The following is a 17,326-nucleotide window of genomic DNA, read 5'->3' on the forward strand; positions in this document are numbered from 1 at the left end:
TTAGTAATCCAAGTCCTCTCCTTTGGAGAGGATTTAGGTGAGGCTTACGGAACTATTAACATTTAATTGCCGCTTGTATTTTAATGTTACAATAAATAATACTTATTTTGTTGCGATGCAAAAAAACCAACCCCTGTTACCAGGCAAGTTCATACTCATAATTGGCTGCCTGTTGTTTTGCGCCGGAGCGGCTAAGGCTCAGTCGGTTTACCTGCCACAATCCTACCAGTTTTATCAAAAGTTTAACGGGGAGGTTTATTCAAAAAGTAATGGGATGCACACTTCCCTGCGGCCATTCCTGATAGACAGCTCGCTGACCACCAGGTATAATGAGCTGATGAGTGTAGGGGTAAAGAGCGACCGTAAAAATTGGTTTGGCCGTAAATTATTCAACGAGCACTTGCTTGATGTGCAAACCAAAGAGTATACTTTTTACGCCGATATATTGATAGATAACATTTTTGGTAAAGATTTTAAAGACGGCAAAAACGCGCCATCGGTATTTAAGCCATTTGGTTTTGGACTGAAAACACCCTTAGGCATCAATACACGCGGTTTCCAGGTAGGAGGTACTATTGGCAGCAAATTTTCTTTTTACACCAGCGCTTACGAAAACCAGGCCATATACCCAACCTATTATAACGACTATGTAAACGCCAGCGGCTTTGTGCCCGGCCAGGCTTATGACCGTAGCTTTGGTAAGGCACAAAAAGATTACTCATATGTAACGGCCCTGCTATCCTACACCCCATCGAAATATTTAAATATTACCATGGGGCAGGATAAAACCTTTATCGGCGATGGCTACCGTTCGTTGCTGTTATCAGATTTTTCCGCTCCCGCACCATTACTTAGGGCTACCGCCAACATTGGTCCCGTGCAATACATGATGATGTGGACCTATCTGCAGGACCTGAAAGCACCAAAGTTTGACGATTTTGGCAGCAACCGCCGCAAGTACGCGCTGTACCATTATTTAGACTGGAACGCAACCAAGAGCCTGTCCTTAGGTTTCTTTAACGCTGTAGTAACCCCCGAGGCCGACGATCAGGGCAAGCGCCACGGCTTTGATGCCAACTTTATAAATCCCTTGTTCTTTACCGGCGGTGGCAACGCGGCAACTCCTAATAATGTACTATTTGGCTTTACCGGCAAGTACAAAGTGTTTGATAAAAACGCGTTATACGCGCAGCTGATCCTCGACAATCAAAAAACGGCAGCTGGCGCAAGCAAAAGCAGCAATGGCTACCAGGTGGGTTTACGCGGCGGCGACGTGGCCGGTGTAAAAAACCTTAGCTACCTCGTAGAGTTTAACACGGTTAAACCTTACACCTATTCCGATGCGCAGCCACTAAGTAGTTACACTTTTTATGGCGATCCTCTGGCGCATCCGCTGGGCGCTAACTTCAGGGAATTTGTGGGTCTGTTGAACTATTCTATCGGCCGGTTAGATTTTCAGGGGCAGCTTAACTACGCCAAATACGGGCTGGATGCCACCACCGGCGAAAACAGCGGTAAAAATATCAACGCGCCATACACTGTTACGTCACCAGCATCAATCGTAGGGCAGGGCTTAGCTACAAATATGTATTACGCCGAGGGTACCGCATCTTTTCTCATCAACCCCAAATACAACCTACGGCTGGAACTGGGCGGCCTCTACCGCATAGAAAAGAATGCACTTGGCGAGCGAAAAAACGCCGTGCTAACTTTTGGCGTGAGGACCACCTTTAGGAATTTGTATAAGGATTTTTAAGGGACACGAATTGAGTGAACACGAATTTTACGAATTGAGCGAATTTCTCACAATTATTTGTTTTTTTGATGGTGTTCGAGAGGGCTTCGCCGTTTCACGAATTTGACTTGCAGGAACTTTATTTCACGCAAAGACGCATAAGCCGCAAAGCAAGGAAAAAGGAATTTCCCGTGGTGCCCTTGTTGGGTGTTGTCACCCACAAGCCCATGCATTTAAATTGAAACCAGCGTTTATCATCCTTTAAATAAATTTAAAATGATGCTATCGGAAATAAAAAGTATAGGAGTTTATTTGCTGTATTCGCCGAGTTATAACGAGGAGTACACGTTCTTTGAAATTGTAAAAGGGATGCCTCTGGATCTTAAAGACTATGAAGTTTCTAATTTTTGGGGAGTTGATGGTGGTATTGAAATAGTTGTTAATGGCTATTGCTCAATTCATAAAAATACCGACTTTCATTATTTAGTAGAAGCAACCAATTTTCTTATACGCTCATTATACTGGTTGCAAGGAAAAAAAAGCGATCGGTTTGATGTTGATGATGATTACCCGAATGATGTAGTGGTGCGAACAACTGGTAATAAATTACTGTTACTTAAAGATATTAATGAAAGAGAAATATCATTATCGTTCACTTCATTAGAAAATAATGATGTTAACGCAAGAGGAGTAAGATATTTCGAAAATATTTTGATAGCTAAAAGTGATTGGAGCGCCGCTGTTAAATTAGCTCTAAGTGAGTATTTTGAAGTTCTGTTAAAGGTTGTTCAAAATAATCCTAATGATAGTACCAGTAAAACTATGATGAATTATTATAACGATTGGCGGGTAGTGGCGTAGGTTCCGCATTTTGTTAATGTCGATTCTTTGCCCTTGTTGGGTGTTGTCACCAACAAGCGGTTCATTTAATAGGAGCCGACCGATTTTTATGTTAACTTGCAAATTTTAACTTATTGATTATTAAATTTTTATAAAATAAAATGATGTTTTGTGTTAACCTTTGTTAACCCATTTTTTTGCTGGTTTTACAGTTACCTAATTTCATCCTATCATTTTTTAAGCCTGTAGAAAGAAAACCACCAGGCCGGAGTAGGGGGCCGAGCGGCGGAAGAACTCGTGCCTAATCATAAACCCCAAAAAGCTAATATTTTGAGCATTTCTCCACAATGGCGGTTTTAATTCGTGATATTCGCCTTAATTCGTGAAATTCGTGTCAATTAATAATTATGGCTACAGAAGTTAAGTGCCCCAGCTGCGGACATGGTTTCCCTATTGAGGAAGTTATGGCCGAGGAATACAAGCAGCAGCTAAGGCTGAAGATGCAGGATTATACCCGCCAGAAAGAAGAAGAATACCGCAAAAAGGAAGACGATTTCAGCAACCGCGAAAAGCAGCAGGCTTTAGAGTTTGAGCAGCGCCTCACCGGCGAAAAAAAAGCCTTGCAGCTTACGTTGGAAGAGAACCTGCGCAAAAGCATCGCTTCTGATTTTGAGAACCAGCTGCTGATGCTGCAGAATTCGGTAAACGCCAGCGCCGAAAAGCTGAAAGAATCGCGCCAGAAAGAACTGGAGTTTTTGCAGCGCGAGCAATCGCTCAAGCAAAAAGAGGAAGAGCTCGAGCTGTCTACCCAGCGCAAGCTGCAGGAGCAGCGTGCCGAACTGAGCGAGCAGATCCGCAAGCAGGAAACCGAAAAATACTCCATCAAAGATACCGAGCACCAGCTAAAGGTAAAGGAGATGGAAAAACAACTGGAAGACCAAAAGCGCCTGGTTGATGAAATGAAACGCCGCGCCGAACAAGGCTCGATGCAGTTGCAGGGCGAAGCGCAGGAACTGATACTGGAAGAATTATTACGCACCTATTTCCCGTTTGATGTGATCAGCGAGGTGGGCAAAGGCGTGCGCGGGGCAGATTGCGTGCAAACCGTGCGCAACCAGTTTGGGCAGGAATGCGGGCGCATCATCTACGAAAGCAAGCGCACCACCGCTTTCGGCGGGGATTGGATAGACAAGCTGAAGAAGGATATGCGCGCCCAGGGCGTTGATGTTGCTGTAATAGTTACCCAATGCTACCCCAAAGGAATGGACTGCTTTGGCGAACGTGACGGCGTTTGGATCTGCAGTTTTGATGAGGTGAAAGCGGTAAGTTACATCCTGCGCGATGGGGTAATAAAGCTGGCCAATATGGCCAAAGCGCAGGACAATAAAGGCGATAAAATGCACCTGCTGTACGATTATTTAACCAGTAGCGAGTTTTCCGAACAATGGAAGGCTATCCGCGAAGGGTACATGAGTATGCGCCTCTCCATTCAAAAAGAGCGCGACGCTATGGAGAAACTTTGGAAGGCCCGCGAAAAGCAACTGGAAAAAGTATTGCTGAATGCCGCCCACATTAAGGGTTCGATAGAGGGGATAGCAGGCAGCGATATGATCCATTTAAGCCTCGGCGATGAGGACGACGCGCTGCTTTTAGAATAATTAGTTTTTAGAGGCAAGCAGTGGCTCAGCACCACAATTAATAACGTTGTTTATTAGTTAAAAGCTGTTGGTGTTTATTTGTATATTTGTTTGGCTGCAAAAAATAATCATCACCCGGCAAGCATTTTTATTTAGGTGTTTAAGAATTAAGAAATAAAATGCTTAGCAATACAGGTATAAATAAAGTGATATTGTTAGGTACGGCGAAGGAGCCGTTCCGGCAAAGCGCTGAAAAGGGCCAGTCTTTCCTTTGTTTCAACCTGGTTACTACTGAGTTCATCAGGAAAGGTTACGAACAAACAGAGCACCACGAATACCATAAAATTAAAGTCCCCGAGAAACTAATAACGCAGGATTCGCTGCATCTGGCAGAGGGGCAATCGCTTTTTATAGAAGGTAAGATCCAAACCAGCTCTTACTACGATGAGCAGCGTGTAAAGCGTTATTCGCTGGAGGTTATTGCTAACCGGGTAGATATTCTGAGTACGATAGACATCAACGTGCTGAAATAATTCCAGTACTGATGGTAAAATATCACGCCCCTGCCTTAACACATTCTTAACGTGCGCCCGGTTGTGCCCTGTCATAAAAAACATTAATTTTGCCAAACATCATCGGGAGTATTCACCGGCATCTATGGCAGATATAGCAACTTTGCAGCAACAGGCAGTAACACTGCTACAGCAATTAATTTCGATACCATCATTTAGTAAAGAGGAAGACCGCACAGCCGATCTGATAGAAACTACCCTGCAGCAGCACGGGGTAAAAACGCACCGTAAACTCAATAATATCTGGGCCTGGAACAAGTATTTTGATGCTTCCAAACCCACCATCCTGCTCAATTCGCATCACGATACCGTTAAACCAAACTCCGGCTACACCCGCGACCCATACGACGCTAAAATAGAAGGCGATAAACTTTTCGGCCTGGGCAGCAACGATGCCGGCGGTTGCCTGGTTTCGTTGATCTCGGTGTTTTTGTATTACTTTGAGCAGGAGAACCTTAAATATAACTTTTGCCTGGCTACTACTGCCGAGGAAGAGATTTCCGGCGTAAACGGGCTGGAATTGATCATCCCCGACCTGGGCCAGCTTGATTTCGGCATCGTAGGCGAACCCACCCTGATGGACCTCGCCGTTGCCGAACGCGGCCTGATGGTGCTGGATTGCACCGCCCACGGCAAAGCCGGCCATGCCGCCCGCGAGGAAGGCGAGAACGCTATATACAAAGCTTTAGCGGATATCGAATGGTTCCGTAATTTCAAGTTTCCGAAGGAATCAGAAGTGTTTGGGCCGATAAAAATGTCGGTAACCATTATTAACGCCGGGTCTCAGCATAACGTGGTGCCCGCTACCTGCACTTTTACGGTAGATGTACGGGTTACCGATGCTTACCGCAACGAAGAGGTGCTGGAGATCATACGCCAGCATGTGAACTGCGATGTGAAGCCACGCTCTATTCGTTTAAAACCATCCTCGATAGATAAGAACCACCCTTTTGTGCAGGCAGGTATCGCATTAGGCAGAACGCCATATGGATCGCCTACCACGTCCGACCAATCCCTGTTGGATATCCAGTCTATAAAAATCGGCCCGGGCGACAGCGCCCGCTCCCACATGGCCGATGAGTTTATTTATGTGGACGAGATAGGGAAGGGGATAGCGCTTTATATTGAGATGTTGGACAAGATAGTTTAACTTGAAAAGCAAATCCGCTCTGCTAACTGGCCACAAGCCGGGGACGCTTGCAGCAGCGAAACAATTTTTCTTAACCCTCTTTCCGAAGGAGCGAGGGTTGGGCAGCGTAGCGTACCCGGGGTGAGTCAAAATCTCCGCCCGGCTTCTCAAAACATTCCATTCGCCAAACCCCATTTAATTTTATATTTGCACCATGAGCAAGTTATGGCAAAAAACCACCAATGTAAATCAACTGGTAGAAAATTTCACCGTCGGCCGCGACCGCGTGCTGGATAGGGAAATGGCCGCTTTTGATGTGCTTGGCTCTCTTGCTCATACCACCATGCTGGAGAGCATCGGGCTGATGAGCGCGGAGGATCTCGCCCTCGTTCAGCAGGAGTTAAAGGCCATTTACGCCGATATCCAAAACAATAATTTCATTATTGAGGATGGGGTGGAGGATGTGCATTCGCAGGTGGAGATGCTGCTTACCCAGCGCATTGGCGATGCCGGTAAAAAGATCCACAGCGGCCGCTCCCGTAACGACCAGGTGCTGGTAGATCTTAAACTTTTCTTTCGTCATAAATTAAAGGAAGTTGTTGAAGAAGTAGAAAAACTTTTCCACCAGCTGATAACGCTAAGCGAACAGCACAAAGATGTTTTGCTGCCCGGCTATACGCATTTACAGGTTGCTATGCCGTCGTCATTCGGTCTTTGGTTTGGCGCTTATGCTGAAAGCCTTGCCGACGACCTGGAAATGGTGCTTGCCGCCTGGAAGATCACCAACAAAAATCCATTAGGGTCTGCGGCTGGTTATGGCTCATCGTTCCCATTAAACCGCACTTTAACAACCGAACTTTTAGGCTTCGAGAGCCTTAACTATAATGTAGTTTACGCACAGATGGGTCGCGGTAAAACCGAGCGGATCATCGCGCAGGCCTTGTCGTCGGTAGCAGCAACCATGGCTAAAATGGCTATGGATCAGTGCCTTTACCTGAGCCAGAACTTCGCTTTTGTAAGCTACCCGGAAAACTTGACCACCGGCAGTAGCATTATGCCGCATAAAAAGAATCCCGACGTATGGGAAATTATGCGGGGCAAATGTAATCGACTGCAAGCCCTGCCAAACGATGTGGTCATGATGACCACCAACCTGCCATCGGGCTATCATCGCGAACTGCAATTGCTTAAGGAACTGTTGTTCCCAGCCTTTGCAGATCTGCTGGACTGCCTCGGTATGGCCACCTTTATGCTGCAAAACATCAAAGTAAATACCAATATTTTAGACGACCCCAAATACGCCTACCTCTTCAGCGTAGAAGAAGTGAACCGCGCTGTGCTGAACGGTACCCCTTTCCGCGATGCTTACAAACAAGTAGGCCTGGCCATAGAACAGGGCGGTTTTAACCCCGATAAAAACATTAGCCACACCCACGAAGGCAGCATAGGCAACCTGCAAAACGAGCAAATAAGCGCCGCGATGCATAAAGTGCTGGGTAGTTTTGGGTTTGAGAAAGTGGAAGCGGCTATAGGCAAATTAATTCGCTAATCGGTGGAATCAAAATAATCAGTGAAATCGGTGCAATAATATGAACGGACAAAACAGGGCAGATATATATCCCGGACTCGAAGTAGACATCATCTTAAAAAAAGATCAGCGCAGCGGCAAACTAACCCGCGGCATTGTAGAAAAACTGCTTACAAGTTCCGCTTTCCATTCCCGCGGAATAAAAGTACGTTTGGAAGACGGCCAGGTAGGCCGCGTGGCGGAGATAGTTGAAGATTAGTTCATGGTTGATTGATCATAGTTCATGGCAGAAAATTAAACCTGTCTTGAACATCGAACCAAACGCTCAAATTCAGTCGTAGCTACCATGAACCATGAACTATCATCTATGAACCATTACGTAAAAGAACCCAAAAAATACCTCATCCTTCGTTTGGATGCCCATTACCGTTTGTACATCTCGTTGCTGATCGGACTCTTGGCATTCCTGTTGGCGCGGCACATCCCATCGGTTCCGGCAGTGACGTTAATTGTTTGGATAGCCGTTGCGTTGAGCATTATTATATTGGACTGGATCGTTATTTTATGGGCGCATCCCAGGGAAATCCGTAAGCTTGCCAGCCTGGAAGACAGCAGCCGCTACCTGATATTTTTGTTCGTGATGACGGCATCCCTCGTGAGCCTGGTGGCCATGTACCTGCTGCTGAAATCAACCAAAGGCCAGTCTGAAGAAACCGTGAGCGCCTACATATTTCTGGCGATGGGGGCAGTGGTAGTATCCTGGTGGATGGTGCATACGGTTTATACCATGCGCTACGCCCATTTATTTTATGCTGATGAGAGTGGCACAAACGGTACTAAAGCCGGGCTCGAATTCCCCAAAGACATCAAGGATCCGGATTACCTCGATTTTGTGTACTTCGCCTTCGTTATCGGCATGACGTTCCAGGTATCCGATGTCCAGATCACCTCCCGCCGCATCCGGCGCATTGTATGGGCACACGGGTTGATATCTTTCGCTTTCAATACGGCTATTGTTGCGCTAAGTATTAACGTAATATCGGGATTGGTGTCGAAATAAGAATCGGGATTAAACCGATTTATGCGATTTTTTGAATTTTGATTTGAATGGGAAGAGCCTCACCCTGCCCTCTCCAAAGAATAATAGCCCATCATATGACAGGCGGGTAATTCATAAGACGTTCCGCTGGAACGTTAGAGGGTTCTTTGGCATTTTCTACCCATAAAACCTCCCGAAGGGATGAAGAAAAACAAAATCGTTCCGGAGGAACGTCTCATGGGTAGAAACAATAACGGCAATTTTTACGTTCCAGCGGAACGTTTTATGGAATCTGTCTTGTGATGGGCTATTCCTCTCCAAAGGAGAGGGTTCTAAATGTATAACCATAGATCCTAACGAGAACCTTCTAAATCGGCCTTGCCCTGTTCGGCAACCACAGCAACTGCCTCGGCACAACCTTTCACAGAACAGCGCGCAGCCGGGAGTTTTTTCTTTGGTAACTTTCTTTTTTGCGGAAAAAAAGAAAGTTACATCCACAGGCTCGACATAACTTACAGCCGCACCTCACAAGGCTACAGAACAATAACCAATCACCCCTGCACTTCCTCCTCAATCTTCGAGTGCTTCTGCGTGTCATTCATCGTAATATAGATCACTAACGACACCATGATACAAAGCGTAACATACCAGTAAAACCATTCCTGGTGGCCGTTTAGTTTGAAGAGCAGGGCAATGGGCTCGGCCGTGCCGCCGAATAGGGATACCGCGATAGCATACGGGAACCCAACCCCCAACGCGCGGATATGCGCCGGAAAAAGCTCGGCCTTTACCACCGCGTTGATGGAGGTGTAACTGCTCACGATAAGCAATGCCAACATAATCAGCCCGAAAGCAACCCATTCGTTTTTGGTATGACTAAGGGCTATCATAATAGGCACAGTGGTAAGCGTACCCAAAATACCAAAGGTTTTAAGCAGCGGTTTACGGCCTATTCTATCAGATATATAGCCGTACAGGGGTTGTACCAGCATAAAAACAAACAGGGTAAGCGTTGATACCAACGTAGCCGTATTTTTGCTGAAACCGCTGGTGTTCACCAAAAACTTTTGCATGTAGGTAGTAAACGTATAAAAAGCCACCGTACCGCCCAGCGTAAGCCCCATAACGGTAATTACGGTGCGCGGATGTTGCAGCAATGCTTTGATGGTGCCGCGGCTGTCTTTCTTCTCCTTATTTTCTTTGCTTGTGAAGGTAGCAGGCTCGTGCAAGCTACGGCGCAGGTACATGGTAATTACAGCCAGTACAGCGCCAATAGCGAAAGGGATACGCCAGCCCCAAAGGCGAAGCTGCTCTTCGGTGAGGAACACACGCTGAAGCAATACCAGCACCCCAAGAGCGACCAGTTGCCCCATAATGAGCGTAACATATTGAAAGCTGGAATAAAAGCCCCGATGTTTTTTGGATGCCATTTCGCTGAGATAGGTGGCGCTGGTGCCGTATTCGCCGCCAACGCTAAGTCCTTGAACAATCCGCGCGAAAACCAGTAATATGGGTGCGGCTATGCCAATGTGGTTATAATCGGGCGTTACGGCTATAATTAATGATCCTGCGCTCATCAGCAAAACAGAGTAGGTAAGCGCTGCTTTACGGCCTTTTTTATCGGCAAAAGTACCCATCAGCCAGCCACCCAGCGGGCGCATTAAAAAGCCAATGGCAAATACCCCCGCGGCATTTAAAAGTTCCACCGTTTTATTGGCAGATGGGAAAAAGGCCGAAGCAAAATAAAGCGAAAATGCGGAGTATACATACCAGTCGTACCACTCAACCAGGTTCCCCAACGAGCCCCCCACAATAGATTTAATGCGGCTTGATGTTGTAATAGGCTGGGAGGTAGGTGCGGCGTTCATGATGCAGAATGGGTGATTTAGCTAAGCCAAGATATAAATAATAAACCGTTTTGAAAATCGGGCAGATGCCGCAGGTGCTTTAGCAACATTAATGTTATAGTATCAATATGTTAACCTTAATTATATATTTTTGAGGCAGCAGTATTATCCCCAAATGAAAAAATACAGTATCCTCGCGGCCCTCGTAATGTTTTGTTTAAACAGCCTTTGCCAGTCGGTGCCGGTTATAGACACCACGCAGAAGGTGATCGCCGGGCGTAAAAACAGCATCGCGCAGCAGCAAAAACCTTACTTAATATTAATTTCTGCCGATGGCTTTCGCTGGGATTATACCGATAAGTACGATGCGGGGAACCTGAAAAAATTCAGGGCGGCGGGCGTGGAGGCTCAGTCAATGGTGCCTTCTTATCCCTCGGTAACCTTCCCCAATCACTATGCTATGGTAAGCGGACTGTATCCATCACACTCGGGGCTGGTAAATAATACATTTTACGATAGAAACCGTAACGAGAGCTACAGCATGAGCAATAAAGTCAAAGTCGCTGATGGCACCTGGTATGGGGGCACACCACTTTGGGTACTGGCCGAGCAGCAGAAAATGCTGTCGGCAAGTTTTTATTGGGTAGCCTCAGAAGCGGCCATAAAAGATACCCGCCCAACCTACTATTACATTTACAACGAAAAGATAGAAATGAACAACCGCATTGCTGCGGTAGTTAACTGGCTCAAACTTCCCCCGGAAGAGCGCCCTCACCTTATTACTTTTTACCTGCCGCAGGTAGACCATGCCGGGCACCTCTACAGCCCCGATGCGCCCGAGACAGCGCACGAAGTGCGTTTTTTAGATTCGGCGGTGAACGAATTGTATAAAGCCGTAAAAAAAACAGGACTGAATGTGAATTTTGTTTTCGTGGCCGACCACGGTATGACCAAGGTTGATAACAAGAATCCTTTAGGCGTACCCGCTGCTATTGATACCGCCAAATTCAAGGTGTCGGGCGATGGCATCCTGGTGGAGCTGTACGCAAAAGACAAAACAGCCATCCAAAGCACATTTGAGGAGCTTACCAAAGAGGCCAAAGACTACAAGGTTTATTTAAAAACCGATATGCCGGCCAAATTCCATTACGGGGCAACGGATGACTGGCACGACCGCATAGGCGATATACTGCTGATTCCCGAGTGGCCTAAGGTGTTTAACCTCAATAACCGTAAAAACACCAACCCCGGCTGGCACGGGTACGACCCAACCGTTATAAAAGATATGCACGCCACCTTTTACGCCTGGGGCCCGGCGTTTAAAAAGCATTTAAACATTGCCGCGTTCCCCAATGTTGATGTATATAATATGATAGCCGAGGTATTGGGACTGAAGATCACCGAGAAAGTAGATGGCACGAATGCGCTGGCTAATAAGATTTTGATCAAAAAAACCGTTAGAAGAAAAAGAAGAAATGAAATTAGCTATTAAACTTACCTTATTGCTTTTATTGCCTGTCGCGCTTTACGCGCAGGATACCACTGCTGTTAAAAAACAGGCCAATATTGTAGCGGCGGCTTTAATTGCCGGTAATTACAGTACCGTAATAAATTACATGCACCCAAAGGTGTTAAAAATGGTTGGCGGTAAAGATAAATTACTGCAATTGATGACAAACGGCATGAAGCAGATGAAAGCCCAGGGGATAACATTCCAGAGCGCGACTATTGGCTCGCCTGGTAAATTTTACAAGGCCGGTACAGAGATCCATTGCCTTGTGCCAGAAAATGTTACCATGAAGGTTGGTGCAAACACTCTCCATTCGCAGAGTAACCTGCTGGCTGTAAGCAGTGATAAAGGCAAAAATTGGACATTTATAGATCTGAACAAAAACACTATAGCGCAGATACCAAAAATGTTCCCCAACTTTAATAAGGATCTGAAGATCCCCGAGCCTAAGCAAATGGGCATGTAGTCCAGGTATTTGATGATCATGAAATTTGTTCGCGTCCTTTTTTTGCTTCTTCTTCCGTTTGGCCTCCATGCGCAGGATATCGCTACGATAAAACGCCAGGCGGGCTTGTTCGCGCACGCTACATTTAAGGGCGATGTTGCTGTAATTATAGCAGGCACTTATCCCAAACTCATCGAACTTTCGGGCGGTAAAGAGCAAATGCAGCAGCTGATAACCGAAAGGATGGAAGAGCTGAAAAAGCAGGGCATTACCAGTTTTGAAGGTACGGTAGGTACGCCCGGTGAAATTTACAAAGCCGGTACGCAGCTGCATTGCCTTATCCCCGAGGAGATCATCCTTAAAACTGCTGTGGGGCGTTATCGTGCCCGTTCGTACCTGCTTGGCGTGAGCGATGATAAGGGCGAAAGCTGGACGTTCTTAGACGTGGGCAATATGCCTGCCGATGTGCTGCGCCGTTTACTGCCCAATTTTAACGAGGAATTGAAGATTCCCGCGCCGGTAAAACCCGAATTTCTGGCGAATTAATTATGCTTGCTTAAACGCTTATTATTTTTCTTAAATTGGGATGCATTTCACAACATCCCTCAACATGCAACGAAGAAACTTTTTAAAAACAGGCACCTTAGCCGGCTTAACCTTAACCACCCTGAGCGCTGTTTCCTGCTCGCAACCATCTGCAGATCCAAAAACGGATAGCACAACCTCGTCCGCAGATGATTTTGAGCTAAACGAAGTAACCATAGATGAACTGCAAAAGAAAATGCAGGATGGTACCTACACCTCCCGCTCCATTACCGAATTGTATTTAAAAAGAATTGAAGCAATAGACAAAGGCGGCCCCAAGCTAAATTCCATTATAGAATTGAATAAAAGTGCCCTGGACATGGCCGACGCGCTGGATAAAGAGCGAAAAGCAGGCGTGATCCATGGGCCGCTGCATGGCATTCCTGTTTTAATAAAGGATAACATCGATACGGGCGATACCATGCACACTACAGCGGGTTCGCTGGCACTGGCCGACCATTTTGCCAAACAGGATGCTTTCATCGTACACAAACTGCGCCAGGCAGGCGCCGTAATATTAGGCAAAACCAACTTGAGTGAATGGGCTAACTTCCGCTCATCGCGCTCCACCAGTGGCTGGAGTTGCCGTGGCTTGCAAACAAAAAACCCCTACGTATTGGATAGGGGCCCAAGCGGTTCAAGCGCAGGCTCGGGCTCTGCTGCGTCGGCTAATTTATGTGCAGTTGCCATTGGTACCGAAACAGATGGTTCGGTGGTATCACCTTCTTCAGTTGCAGGCCTCGTGGGTATTAAGCCAACAGTAGGCCTGTTAAGCCGGAGCGGGATTATCCCCATCTCGATAACCCAGGACACCGCAGGACCCATGGCGCGTACCGTGCGAGATGCCGCAATCTTATTAGGTGCATTAACCGGTGCCGACCCTAACGACAGCTATACCCTAAAAGCCAAACCCGAAAAAGATTATACCAAATTTCTGGATGCGAACGGCTTAAAAGGCAAGCGCATCGGTTTCGAAAAAATAGAGCACGCCAACGATGGTACGCTTAATTTAATAAAAGAGGCTATCGAAACCCTCAAAAAACAGGGTGCGGAAGTGATTGAAGTAGAGGTATCCAAAGCGCTGAAACCAGCCGATGGCGCGGAGTTCCAGGTATTGCTGTACGAGTTTAAGGATGGATTGAATAAATATCTCAGCACCGCTGGTGCCGGCGTAAAAAACCTGGCCGATGTAATTGCTTTCAACAAAACCAACGAGGGTAAAGCAATGCCTTTTTTTAAACAGGAAACCCTGATAGAAGCGCAGGGGAAAGGCGATCTGACATCCAAAGAATATACCGATGCGCTGGCTAAATCAACCGGTGTAAGCCGTAAAGCGATTGATACCATCATGGCAGAAAATAAGCTGGATGCCATTTGCGGCCCTACCAACGGTTTCGCCAGCTGCATAGATCTGATCAACGGTGATTATGATAACGGTTTCTCCTTCTCTACCCCGGCGGCTATGGCGGGTTACCCCCATATTACCGTACCCATGGGGGCCTGGCACGATCTGCCGATGGGGCTATCCTTCTTCAGCACCGCCTGGAAAGAAGGAGAACTGTTAACGCTGGCCTATGCTTACGAACAGGCCTCCAAAAAGCGTAAAAAGCCGGAGTTTAAAGAGAATTTGTTTGGGTAATCTCTCTTGTCCCTGTTTTAAGCAGTAATAGCCCAAGATTGAAAAGACGGGTAATTCATAAAACGTTCCGCTGGAACGTAAAAGGTTTTTCGGCACTTTCTACCCATAAAACATCCCGAAGGGATGAAGAAAAATAAAATCGTTCCGGAGGAACGGCTTATCGGTAGAAAAAGAAACGGCAATTTTTACGTTCCAGCGGAACGTTTTATGGAATCTGCCCATTGATGGGCTATCATTTTCAAAAAGGGGTTACTGTGCTCCTTCTTTCTTTCTCCGTCCATCAATTCCCGCCAGGTGGTTAAAATAAAGCCTTTTCCTTTTAAATGGGCTTTAAGCTTTGGGTGGCACCGCTTTTTCACCCCCTCTGCTCCGCAAAGAAGTGAAAAGTAGCGTCATTGGTTGAGTCAAATCGACGAATCCCGTCCTAAACCCTGATATATATCTTCCTGCTATCCAAAATCTTCCCAACGACCCAGCAAATAAGCATGTAGCTAATGGCAAACAATAGCGAGCCTATGGCACCGGGCGCTATTGTTTGGTAAACCGAGTGATTTATCCAGTCGAAAAAGCTTACTTTCCCTACCGGGATTATCCAAAAAGCAATGATGAGGATCTCCGAGAGGATGTAAATAGCCAACGGATTTTTACCCACGGTGGTGAAAAAGGAGGTCCAGTTAAGGGCGTTCCATTTAAGCACTTCAACAAGGTAGATGAGCGAGGAGATGATCACCATATCCAGCCCAACGGTAAGCAGCGTGAACGGGCTCGACCATAATTTTTTGCCTATCGGGAAGTTCATGTTCCACGCAAGGGCGATGAAAAGGAAGAGGCAGCCAACCAGCAGCAGCTTAGCGATGGATTCGTAGCTTTTGCCCTTCTCCTGTATAAATTTACCGGCGTAATAACCGCATATCACGTTTACAATAGCAGGCAGGGTGCTCAGGATCCCCTCCGGGTCGAAGGCCACACGTTCGCCGTGGTAAAGGTGCCCATCACCTAAAATAAATTTATCAAGGTAGGTGCCCGCGTTGGTCAGCATACTGTAAGGGGCAACCGGGTCGCCAAACAGCAACAGCAAAACCTGGTAGCCCACCAGCAGCAATACGCTGATGATAATAACCGCCCTTTTTGATTTGATGAAGTAAACGATAAGCGAGGCAAACAGATAGCAGAGCGCGATGCGTTGCAGTACACCCATCACGCGTGTTCCGCTGAAAGGCCTGAATGTCCATACGCCATCAATCCGGTCGAAAAAGGGGAACCAGTACATGAGGTAACCCAGCAGGAAAATGATGAATGCGCGTTTAAAGATCTTACCCAAAACAGAGCTGGTGCTCATTTGTGCGAATTTGGCCGAGGTAAAGCTCATGGCGTTGCCCACCGCGAACAGGAAGGATGGGAAAACCAGGTCTGTAGGGGTAAAACCGAACCAGGCGGCGTGCTCCAGCGGGGCAAAGGGTGCCGCGCCGCTGCCGGGTGTATTTACAATGATCATAAAACAAATGGTCATTCCGCGAAACACGTCCAGCGAAAGAAACCTGTCGGGCTTTTGGCTCATAATTCAATAAAAGGTTTAAAACTTGTCAGGGGAAACAATGGTACAATATATAAATAATTCGATACTAAAAATAGTACTGCTTATTTCGTTTCTAAAACTATATAAAAGTTTTTAAAATATTTTAAGAAGATGGTTTTTATCTTGCACAATAGTGAAAAAACATGCCGGTAATTATTCATCTAACCGGTAATTATTCTATTTTTGAATGCCATGCTTACGATGACCAACCACACGCTGGAGAAACTGGAACTGCTGTTAAAAACAGCCGGTTACCGCGTGCGTTACGAGAAAGGCAACTTTAAAACCGGGGCCTGCCTGCTGCTAAGCAGCCGTATGGTAATGGTGAACAAGTTTGCCAACCTGGAGAGTAAGATAGCGGCCATTGCCGACCTGGCTCGCACCCTCGAAATAGACCAACACCTGCTCGATGAGAAACAGGCTGCATTTTTGCATCAACTAAAACAAACAACACTGCAGCTGTGACCATAACATTTTTAGGAACCGGAACATCGCAGGGCGTGCCTGTAATAGCCTGCGATTGCGAAGTATGCACCTCTGCCGACGCGCGCGATAAGCGCCTGCGCACCTCCATTTTAATTGAAAGCCCGGGTAAAACCGTAGTGATAGATTCGGGGCCCGATTTTAGGTACCAGATGCTGCGCGCCGGTGTAAAGCACCTGGATGCTATTGTTTTTACGCACGAGCATAAAGATCATGTGGCCGGGATGGATGATATCCGCGCGTTTAATTACAAACAGCAGGGCGCTGTAGATATTTATGCCGATGCCCGCGTACAACTGGCCCTTCGCCGTGAGTTCCCCTATATTTTTGATGATAAAGGATACCCCGGTATCCCGCAGATAGACCTGCATAGTATCGATCTGAATCCTTTTGATATCGGCAGTATCCATTTTACCCCCATTGAGGTGATGCATTACAAACTACCTGTACTGGGTTTCCGGATAAATGATTTTACCTATATCACCGATGCCAAAACGGTGACGGAAACCGAAAAGCAAAAGATCCGCGGCAGCAAAATATTAGTGATAAACGCCCTGCAAAAACAAACCCACATTTCGCACTTTACGCTGGAAGAGGCTATTGCTTTCGCGAAAGATATCGGTGCCGAAACCACCTATTTTACCCACATCAGCCACCGGCTGGGCAAACACGCGGTAATTGCCGAAGAATTGCCTGCAGGTATCAAGCTGGCCTACGATGGCCTGAAGTTGGAAATTTAAGTTCTCCCTCAAAATCGCATC

Annotated in this window: 16 protein-coding genes; 14 read left to right on the plus strand and 2 right to left on the minus strand. The window is 46.6% G+C overall.

The genetic code is table 11. The features are described 5' to 3' along the window. The first annotated feature begins 115 nt into the window (after positions 1-115). The 8 genes from ABIX36_RS12300 to ABIX36_RS12335 all read left to right on the plus strand — a co-directional run bounded on the left by ABIX36_RS12300 (position 116) and on the right by ABIX36_RS12335 (position 8,501). Entirely contained in the window at positions 116-1,756 is a 1,641-nt protein-coding gene (locus ABIX36_RS12300; protein WP_348082461.1) for a gliding motility protein RemB, read from the plus strand. 255 nt (positions 1,757-2,011) lie between these two features. After that, the gene (locus ABIX36_RS12305; RefSeq protein WP_348082462.1) at positions 2,012-2,596 is read left to right on the plus strand and encodes a hypothetical protein; all 585 of its coding nucleotides are present in this window, start codon (positions 2,012-2,014) and stop codon (positions 2,594-2,596) included. Between the two features lie 386 nt (positions 2,597-2,982). Continuing rightward, positions 2,983-4,233 carry a DUF2130 domain-containing protein gene (locus tag ABIX36_RS12310; RefSeq protein WP_348082463.1) on the plus strand — a complete coding sequence of 417 codons (1,251 nt, stop codon included), beginning with the start codon at positions 2,983-2,985 and terminating at the stop codon, positions 4,231-4,233. A gap of 158 nt (positions 4,234-4,391) precedes the next feature. Next, positions 4,392-4,745 carry a single-stranded DNA-binding protein gene (locus ABIX36_RS12315; RefSeq protein ID WP_348082464.1) on the plus strand — a complete coding sequence of 118 codons (354 nt, stop codon included), beginning with the start codon at positions 4,392-4,394 and terminating at the stop codon, positions 4,743-4,745. 124 nt (positions 4,746-4,869) lie between these two features. Next, entirely contained in the window at positions 4,870-5,934 is a 1,065-nt protein-coding gene (locus tag ABIX36_RS12320; protein ID WP_348082465.1) for a M20 family metallo-hydrolase, read from the plus strand. A gap of 193 nt (positions 5,935-6,127) precedes the next feature. Beyond that, entirely contained in the window at positions 6,128-7,462 is a 1,335-nt protein-coding gene (gene argH, locus ABIX36_RS12325) for an argininosuccinate lyase (protein WP_348082466.1), read from the plus strand. A 40-nt stretch (positions 7,463-7,502) separates the two neighbouring features. Then, positions 7,503-7,700 carry a YwbE family protein gene (locus ABIX36_RS12330; RefSeq protein ID WP_128534462.1) on the plus strand — a complete coding sequence of 66 codons (198 nt, stop codon included), beginning with the start codon at positions 7,503-7,505 and terminating at the stop codon, positions 7,698-7,700. An 87-nt stretch (positions 7,701-7,787) separates the two neighbouring features. Beyond that, complete coding sequence (locus ABIX36_RS12335) at positions 7,788-8,501, plus strand: DUF1345 domain-containing protein (protein WP_348082467.1); 714 nt, start codon at positions 7,788-7,790, stop codon at positions 8,499-8,501. A gap of 530 nt (positions 8,502-9,031) precedes the next feature. On the opposite strand, the gene ABIX36_RS12340 is transcribed toward ABIX36_RS12335, so the two are convergent. Continuing rightward, the gene (locus ABIX36_RS12340; protein WP_348082468.1) at positions 9,032-10,348 is read right to left on the minus strand and encodes an MFS transporter; all 1,317 of its coding nucleotides are present in this window, start codon (positions 10,346-10,348) and stop codon (positions 9,032-9,034) included. 154 nt (positions 10,349-10,502) lie between these two features. Here ABIX36_RS12340 and ABIX36_RS12345 point away from each other — a divergent pair, with 154 nt between their 5' ends. From ABIX36_RS12345 to ABIX36_RS12360, 4 genes are all read left to right on the plus strand, one after another. Beyond that, entirely contained in the window at positions 10,503-11,819 is a 1,317-nt protein-coding gene (locus ABIX36_RS12345) for an ectonucleotide pyrophosphatase/phosphodiesterase (protein ID WP_348082469.1), read from the plus strand. After that, positions 11,803-12,303 carry a hypothetical protein gene (locus tag ABIX36_RS12350; RefSeq protein ID WP_348082470.1) on the plus strand — a complete coding sequence of 167 codons (501 nt, stop codon included), beginning with the start codon at positions 11,803-11,805 and terminating at the stop codon, positions 12,301-12,303. The genes ABIX36_RS12345 and ABIX36_RS12350 overlap by 17 nt, the downstream gene beginning before the upstream one ends. A gap of 18 nt (positions 12,304-12,321) precedes the next feature. Further along, positions 12,322-12,828 carry a hypothetical protein gene (locus ABIX36_RS12355; RefSeq protein WP_348082471.1) on the plus strand — a complete coding sequence of 169 codons (507 nt, stop codon included), beginning with the start codon at positions 12,322-12,324 and terminating at the stop codon, positions 12,826-12,828. A 64-nt stretch (positions 12,829-12,892) separates the two neighbouring features. Further along, complete coding sequence (locus ABIX36_RS12360) at positions 12,893-14,506, plus strand: amidase (RefSeq protein WP_348082472.1); 1,614 nt, start codon at positions 12,893-12,895, stop codon at positions 14,504-14,506. A gap of 424 nt (positions 14,507-14,930) precedes the next feature. Here ABIX36_RS12360 and ABIX36_RS12365 read toward each other — a convergent pair whose 3' ends face one another. Next, positions 14,931-16,064 (minus strand): DUF5009 domain-containing protein, encoded by a 1,134-nt coding sequence (locus ABIX36_RS12365; RefSeq protein ID WP_348082473.1) that lies wholly within the window; start codon positions 16,062-16,064, stop codon positions 14,931-14,933. A 210-nt stretch (positions 16,065-16,274) separates the two neighbouring features. Between ABIX36_RS12365 and ABIX36_RS12370 the strand changes: the two genes are divergently transcribed. Both ABIX36_RS12370 and ABIX36_RS12375 read left to right on the plus strand, forming a co-directional pair. Further along, positions 16,275-16,547, plus strand: coding sequence for a hypothetical protein (locus ABIX36_RS12370; RefSeq protein ID WP_191191708.1), 273 nt, complete (start codon positions 16,275-16,277; stop codon positions 16,545-16,547). After that, positions 16,544-17,305, plus strand: a complete 762-nt coding sequence (locus ABIX36_RS12375) for an MBL fold metallo-hydrolase (protein WP_348082474.1) — start codon at positions 16,544-16,546, stop codon at positions 17,303-17,305. The genes ABIX36_RS12370 and ABIX36_RS12375 overlap by 4 nt, the downstream gene beginning before the upstream one ends. Positions 17,306-17,326 lie beyond the last annotated feature (21 nt).

Origin of the sequence: Mucilaginibacter sp. (assembly GCF_039925265.1) — a bacterium.
Lineage (GTDB): Bacteria > Bacteroidota > Bacteroidia > Sphingobacteriales > Sphingobacteriaceae > Mucilaginibacter.

What these genes read in the sequence shown, in the direction of transcription:
- ABIX36_RS12300 (WP_348082461.1), top strand. Translation starts at nt 116, where the DNA reads ATGCAAAAAAACCAACCCCTGTTACCAGGCAAGTTCATACTCATAATT.
- ABIX36_RS12305 (WP_348082462.1), top strand. Translation starts at nt 2,012, where the DNA reads ATGATGCTATCGGAAATAAAAAGTATAGGAGTTTATTTGCTGTATTCG.
- ABIX36_RS12310 (WP_348082463.1), top strand. Translation starts at nt 2,983, where the DNA reads ATGGCTACAGAAGTTAAGTGCCCCAGCTGCGGACATGGTTTCCCTATT.
- ABIX36_RS12315 (WP_348082464.1), top strand. Translation starts at nt 4,392, where the DNA reads ATGCTTAGCAATACAGGTATAAATAAAGTGATATTGTTAGGTACGGCG.
- ABIX36_RS12320 (WP_348082465.1), top strand. Translation starts at nt 4,870, where the DNA reads ATGGCAGATATAGCAACTTTGCAGCAACAGGCAGTAACACTGCTACAG.
- argH (WP_348082466.1), top strand. Translation starts at nt 6,128, where the DNA reads ATGAGCAAGTTATGGCAAAAAACCACCAATGTAAATCAACTGGTAGAA.
- ABIX36_RS12330 (WP_128534462.1), top strand. Translation starts at nt 7,503, where the DNA reads ATGAACGGACAAAACAGGGCAGATATATATCCCGGACTCGAAGTAGAC.
- ABIX36_RS12335 (WP_348082467.1), top strand. Translation starts at nt 7,788, where the DNA reads ATGAACCATGAACTATCATCTATGAACCATTACGTAAAAGAACCCAAA.
- ABIX36_RS12340 (WP_348082468.1), bottom strand. Translation starts at nt 10,348, where the DNA reads ATGAACGCCGCACCTACCTCCCAGCCTATTACAACATCAAGCCGCATT.
- ABIX36_RS12345 (WP_348082469.1), top strand. Translation starts at nt 10,503, where the DNA reads ATGAAAAAATACAGTATCCTCGCGGCCCTCGTAATGTTTTGTTTAAAC.
- ABIX36_RS12350 (WP_348082470.1), top strand. Translation starts at nt 11,803, where the DNA reads ATGAAATTAGCTATTAAACTTACCTTATTGCTTTTATTGCCTGTCGCG.
- ABIX36_RS12355 (WP_348082471.1), top strand. Translation starts at nt 12,322, where the DNA reads ATGAAATTTGTTCGCGTCCTTTTTTTGCTTCTTCTTCCGTTTGGCCTC.
- ABIX36_RS12360 (WP_348082472.1), top strand. Translation starts at nt 12,893, where the DNA reads ATGCAACGAAGAAACTTTTTAAAAACAGGCACCTTAGCCGGCTTAACC.
- ABIX36_RS12365 (WP_348082473.1), bottom strand. Translation starts at nt 16,064, where the DNA reads ATGAGCCAAAAGCCCGACAGGTTTCTTTCGCTGGACGTGTTTCGCGGA.
- ABIX36_RS12370 (WP_191191708.1), top strand. Translation starts at nt 16,275, where the DNA reads ATGCTTACGATGACCAACCACACGCTGGAGAAACTGGAACTGCTGTTA.